This window comes from Marinospirillum sp. (genome assembly GCF_014859565.1).
In genome coordinates this window covers 1-5,575 of record NZ_JACUUA010000205.1, presented here as the reverse complement: position 1 = coordinate 5,575, position 5,575 = coordinate 1, and the positions used below count along the sequence as shown (strand labels likewise).

The 5,575-nt window shown below is 51.5% G+C and carries 5 protein-coding genes and 1 pseudogene; 3 read left to right on the top strand and 3 right to left on the bottom strand.

The genetic code is table 11. The features are described from left to right. The 3 genes from IBX50_RS16500 to upp form a co-directional block, all read right to left on the bottom strand. Positions 1-1,308, bottom strand: a 1,308-nt coding sequence (locus IBX50_RS16500) for a methyl-accepting chemotaxis protein (protein WP_292257393.1), incomplete at its 3' end; no start/stop codon positions are given. Between the two features lie 149 nt (positions 1,309-1,457). Beyond that, on the bottom strand, positions 1,458-2,735 hold the full coding sequence (locus IBX50_RS16495) for a uracil-xanthine permease family protein (RefSeq protein WP_292257392.1): 1,278 nt from the start codon (positions 2,733-2,735) through the stop codon (positions 1,458-1,460). A gap of 20 nt (positions 2,736-2,755) precedes the next feature. Beyond that, positions 2,756-3,385 (bottom strand): uracil phosphoribosyltransferase, encoded by a 630-nt coding sequence (gene upp / locus IBX50_RS16490; RefSeq protein WP_292257391.1) that lies wholly within the window; start codon positions 3,383-3,385, stop codon positions 2,756-2,758. A gap of 121 nt (positions 3,386-3,506) precedes the next feature. Between upp and IBX50_RS16485 the strand changes: the two genes are divergently transcribed. From IBX50_RS16485 to IBX50_RS20770, 3 genes and pseudogenes are all read left to right on the top strand, one after another. Beyond that, on the top strand, positions 3,507-3,758 hold the full coding sequence (locus IBX50_RS16485; protein ID WP_292257390.1) for a hypothetical protein: 252 nt from the start codon (positions 3,507-3,509) through the stop codon (positions 3,756-3,758). Positions 3,759-3,891: 133 nt separating this feature from the next. Continuing rightward, positions 3,892-5,220, top strand: a complete 1,329-nt coding sequence (locus IBX50_RS16480; RefSeq protein ID WP_292257389.1) for a sigma-54-dependent Fis family transcriptional regulator — start codon at positions 3,892-3,894, stop codon at positions 5,218-5,220. A 20-nt stretch (positions 5,221-5,240) separates the two neighbouring features. Beyond that, a pseudogene (locus IBX50_RS20770) lies at positions 5,241-5,381 on the top strand (hypothetical protein); the annotation flags it as partial. Between the last annotated feature and the right edge of the window lie 194 nt (positions 5,382-5,575).

Below are 5,575 nucleotides of genomic sequence, written 5' to 3'. Positions count from 1 at the left end.
TGCAGCCCAGAGATACCCCAGTTGGGTCATCTTTTCAAAACCACCAAAACCGATAATAAAGCGTGACAACAATTCCTGGGTGCGCTCGGTTGCCAACTCCAGTTCAAAAGAGTTCTCACGTGATTGATCCATGTCCTGCTTCACCGCCAAAGAAAGATCGGTAATGCTGCTGACATTCTCGTGAGTTTCCTTGTTGGTGTAAGACAGCTCATCTATGGCAGCAGAAATGGTAGTCAGCTGCTGATTCATCTGCTCAAACCCGGCCACCATATCTATAAACTGATCACTGGTGCGGGTCATGAAACCTTCTGTTTCCTGGACATGCTGCAAGATGGCACCGGCACCGGTTTCGGTTTTGCTGACCAGGCTGGTCATTTCAGTGATGTTGGTATGGATCTGCTGAGTCGCCTGACCGACTTTCTGAGCCAGGGTACGTACTTCATCAGCCACCACGGCAAAACCCCGACCGGCATCACCGGCACGGGCTGCTTCAATCGAGGCATTGAGTGCCAGCAGGTTGGTTTGTTCGGAGAAGTCTGCCACCACGGTAAGAATATTGCGGATATTGTCCGAGTTGCGACTGAGGGTGGTCACGGTTTCCTGAAACCCTCTTGCCAGTTGTGCCACACGTTTGATCTGTTCGGAAACATCTTTCAGTTCGTTGCTGGACAGGTGGATTTCTTCCAGGTTACGACTGGTTTGTTGGCTGATATTGGTGGTGTTTGACGCTATTTCTTCCACCGCCAGAGTTGCCTGGCTGCTGGATTCAAAGATCTGGTGAGCTTGCTCTTCCTGTCGGGTGGAAGAAATGCTGGCCTGAGTCACCATCTTCTGCACCCTGGCGGCATTTAATGCCACGCTGACCGAGTGATGGCGCGCCTCACTGATCATCTGTTTTAACTGACCGGAAAACTCATTGTAGCTGCGAGCCATTTCCGAGATTTCATCAAAGGTGTAATCCGGCAGAGTGGCAGAAATATCACCGTTTTTATCACGAATGGCCTGTAATACCTTGGTTATGTCGCGAATGGGTTTCACAAACAGCTGGCGCATAAAAAAAACGGTGAACACACCTATTGTCAGTGCCACCAGGCTGGATAACCCCAGCAACCACCAGAAGTTCATCAGCATCGGGTACAGGGCTTCGGACTGACCAACAGCACTGACCTTGTCTTCGAGTTGTTTCAGGTAATAAATGGCGAGTACCACCAGGATGGCCTGGGGCAGCAGCAGTGCAATAACATTCCCTATTATTTTGCGCGTGAGGGTGTACCAGAAAGCTTTTTCTATCGTGCGGTATAGGTTCATGGTCAGCGGCTCTTGTTATAGGAATATGACCGACACTACTGAATATGCCACTTTGTGGCATGGAAATGAAGGGGTTAAGACTAATGGCGGAATATTGAGTCTTTTTTTTGCTGCTTTAGGCGGATGCTTCCCTGCGCCGCCAAGGTTGTTTAATGGTTATCTGAGACTGGAGTTTCACCTTTGATCACCGGAGCACCCGGCAGGATCAAATTCAGTGCAATACCAACTATTGCAGCCAGCCCCACACCCTGCAGCATAAACATACCGCCACCGATCTGCATGCCACCAATACCGAATACCAGGATCAGTGAAGCAATACAAAGATTACGTGGTGCGGTCAGATCCAGATGAGCGCGGGTCAGGGTGTTCATGCCCACTACGGCAATGGAACCAAATAACAGCGTCATGATGCCACCCATCACTGGAGTCGGAATGGTTTGTAATGCAGCACCGAGTTTTCCGGCAAAAGCCAGTAGGATGGCAATAATAGCGGCCCAGATCATGATCATCGGGTTAAAACTGCGGGTGATCATCACCGCACCAGTCACTTCCGAATAGGTGGTGTTGGGTGGTCCACCAAAAAATGCTGCTACAGAGGTTGCCAGACCATCACCCAGCAGGGTGCGGTGCAAGCCGGGTTTTTTGATGAAGTTTTTGCCGGTAATCTGGCCGATGGCAATCATGTCACCCAGATGTTCAACCGCCGGTGCAATGGCTACCGGAATCATGAACAAAATTGCCGCCCAATGAAACTGCGGAAAAGTGAAAGCTGGTGTTGCCACCCAAGCGGCTGTTTGCATCGGGCTGAAATCCACCATACCCAGTAGGTAAGCCAGCAGGTAACCACTGAGCACACCACCCAGAATTGACAGGAGTTTGTAAAACCCTCGTCCAAACACCGCCAGTGCCAGTGTGACCAGCAAAGCCGTCATGGAGGTGAGCAAGGCTGGAAGGTAAGGAAACAACTCGGCAGAACCATCCCCGGTTTTACCCAGTGCCATATTCACCGCCACCGGTGCCAGCGCCAGACCAATCACCATAATCACCGGGCCGACCACTATGGCAGGCAGGATACGATGCAGAATATTGGCACCGTAGATTTTTACCAGCAGGCTCAGCAGAATATAAGCAACACCGGCAGCCATCAGGCCGCCCATGGTGGCTTCTACACCCCACTGCTGCACACTGACATGAATCGGGGCAATAAAAGCAAAAGAGCTGGCAAGAAACACGGGTACACTTTTTTTAGTGACACCATGAAAAACCAGCGTACCGAGGCCAGCAGTAAAAAGAGCGACGTTGGGATCCAGGCCGGTCAGCAACGGAACCAGCACCAGTGCACCAAAAGCCACAAACAGCATCTGGGCACCGGACAGGGACGTTTTAAAATTCAGAAAACCACTTTCAGCAGGTGGGGCAGAAGACATGTTGAATCTCTCCAGAGAGGTTAACGAGTACCAAAAATCTTGTCACCGGCATCACCCAGGCCGGGCAGGATATAACCCTGTTCATTCAGACACTCATCCAGCGAGGCGGTGTAAATGTCCACCTCCGGGTGAGCATCCAGCACCCGCTTAACCCCTTCCGGTGCAGCCACCAGCACCAGAATCCGTACACTGTTGCAGCCGTGTTTTTTTAACATATCGAGGGTGGCGACCATCGAGCCGCCGGTTGCCAGCATGGGGTCCAGCACCAGTGCAATACGCTCTTCCATATCCCCGGCAAACTTCTCGAAGTAGGGCACGGGTTCCAGAGTTTCTTCATTGCGATACAGACCCACCACACTGACCTTGGCGCTGGGCACCAGGCGCAACATGCCATCCAGCATGCCAATACCAGCGCGTAAAATGGGGACTGCGGTGATTTTTTTGCCTTTTAAGCGCTGTACCGGAATCCGATCACCACTCCAGCTGGTGATGGTTTCTGTTTCCAGCTCCAGATCCTTGGTGGCTTCATAAGTTAGCAGGTTGCCCAGTTCGTTGGCCAGCTCACGGAAACTTTTGGTGCTGATGTGCTCAGCCCGCATCAAGCCAAGCTTGTGCTGAACCAGCGGGTGTTGGATGACGTGCAGACCCATGAAAACCTCACGCGGATAATGATTGAACAGAAGGTCAACTATTATCCTGCGTAAATGATCTCAGGACAAATATTCATGTTGGCGGGATGTCTTGCCATAAATGACATAAGAGCTGCCAATAATGACAGATAAACAATCTGATGCAGGAACCTCGTATTTCAGAAAGCCGCTAAAAATCAGGCTTTTAATAAATAATCCTATCTGGCACGGCGGTTGCAATATCCCTTGTGTAAACCACAAATGGAGCACAATGATGAGTGATGCAACTGATTTTGAAAAAATGAGTCCGGTGATTTCTCTGATATTGCTGGTGGTCAGCCTGCTGATGGGTATTTTTCCAGGCTTATTGCAACTGGGTTTGTTGATGAGTTGAGCCAGCCTGGTGCCAATATCTTCTCCGGTGGCAGTTAAGTCTGACACTTTTTTTGCCCACAGCCTGTCTGTGGGCTTTTTTTTACTGACGATCTGGTTTTAAATGACATTCTTGTCACTTGGAAAACCGGATCATGGCGTCAATTTCTTTTGCTGAAATGCAGGTGCTGCTGGATGCCATTAGTGAACCAGCCACACTGATTGGTCTGGATTACCGCATTCTAGCCACCAATCGTGCCTATCGTGCTGTTTATGTCACGGCCAGCACCTCAGCCGAAAGCCTGCTGCAACAAACCTGTTATGCCGTTTCGCATGGATATGATCAACCCTGTGATCTGGCAGGGGAGGCCTGCCCGTTAAGGCGTTGTCAGGAAACCGGCCAGCGTCAGCGGGTTTTGCATCAACATCAGACGCCGCGCGGCGAAGAGCATGTTGATGTTGAACTCAGTCCGGTGTTGTCTGAACAGGGCGAGATTCTTGCTTACCTTGAAGTGTTGCATCGGGTCAGGGAAGCGGCAGCCAGTGCTGGAGCATCAGAAGGACTGGTGGGTCGTTCGCCTGCTTTTCAGCAAATGCTGGCGTTGATGCGCCGTGCTGCGCCGAGTGATATTTCCGTGTTGTTACTGGGGGAGACCGGCACAGGTAAAGAACTGGTTGCCAGAGCATTACATGATGCCAGCCCCCGTGCCCGTAAACCCTTTGTGACAGTGGAGTGCTCCGGTTTACCGGAAACCCTGTTTGAAAGTGAGTTGTTCGGGCATGAAAAAGGTGCCTTTACCGGTGCACTGAGCCGTAAAAAAGGACTGGTGGAAGCGGCTCATGGTGGAACCCTGTTTCTGGATGAAATTGGTGAAATCCCACTGTCACAACAGGTCAAACTCTTGCGCCTGATCGAAACCGGCACCTACCGCAGTGTTGGGGGGATGGAACCACAACACGCCAGCTTTCGCCTGATCTGTGCCACCCATCGCAAGCTAGAAGAAGCCGTTAAACAGGGGCGTTTTCGGGCGGATCTTTATTATCGTATTTCAGCTTTTCCCATCCACTTGCCCAGCTTGGCCGAACGACGCGAAGACCTGTCTTTATTGGCACAAACCCTGCTGCGCCGTCTGCCGGGTGGCGAACAGGTACAGTTGGGTGCATCAGCCCTGACCTACCTTGAACGTTATAATTTTCCCGGTAATATCCGTGAGCTAAGAAACCTGCTGGAGCGGGGTATCTTGCTGACTGATGATGGAGTGATCGAAGCAAAACACCTGTTCCAACCTGATGTTTCAGTTGAAGCAGCAAAAATGGATGATTTGCTTTCCGAGGCGGTGGGGCAGGTATTGCCGCTGGATCAACTGGAACAGCATTACCTGAAAGCCTTACTGCACCACTTTGATGGTGACCGCCGAGAACTGGCCGTGCGGCTGGGAGTGAGTGAACGAACCCTCTACCGCAAACTGGCAAGGCTGGCTTAGCCAACTGTTTTCCCTGGTTTAAAGAGCAGCCAGTCAGTGCAATCGTGAATGTTGAGGAGAAGCCCCTAGGGCATTTTTACTGGCCTGAGCTTGATGTGGATCTGACGGAGGAAATAATTGAACATCCCGACAGGTTTCCAAACATCGCGCGTAGCACATAATCAACCTTCTCAACATGAACAAAGCCCAACTCGCCTCCAGCACTCTTCAATGGCAGTTGGCCGCCAGTTTAAGTGGCTCGCTTGTGGGCTGGCGCTGTCCGGTAGGTAACCAGCGCAAGGGGCGGGGTTGTTGATCCTGTCCGGCCACAAACAGCTGGGCGGCCAGTGGCACGGCATAACATTGATCCCCGCGC

Coding starts and splice junctions, on each gene's coding strand:
- IBX50_RS16495 (WP_292257392.1), bottom strand. CDS start 2,735: ATGTCTTCTGCCCCACCTGCTGAAAGTGGTTTTCTGAATTTTAAAACG.
- upp (WP_292257391.1), bottom strand. CDS start 3,385: ATGGGTCTGCACGTCATCCAACACCCGCTGGTTCAGCACAAGCTTGGC.
- IBX50_RS16485 (WP_292257390.1), top strand. CDS start 3,507: ATGACAGATAAACAATCTGATGCAGGAACCTCGTATTTCAGAAAGCCG.
- IBX50_RS16480 (WP_292257389.1), top strand. CDS start 3,892: ATGGCGTCAATTTCTTTTGCTGAAATGCAGGTGCTGCTGGATGCCATT.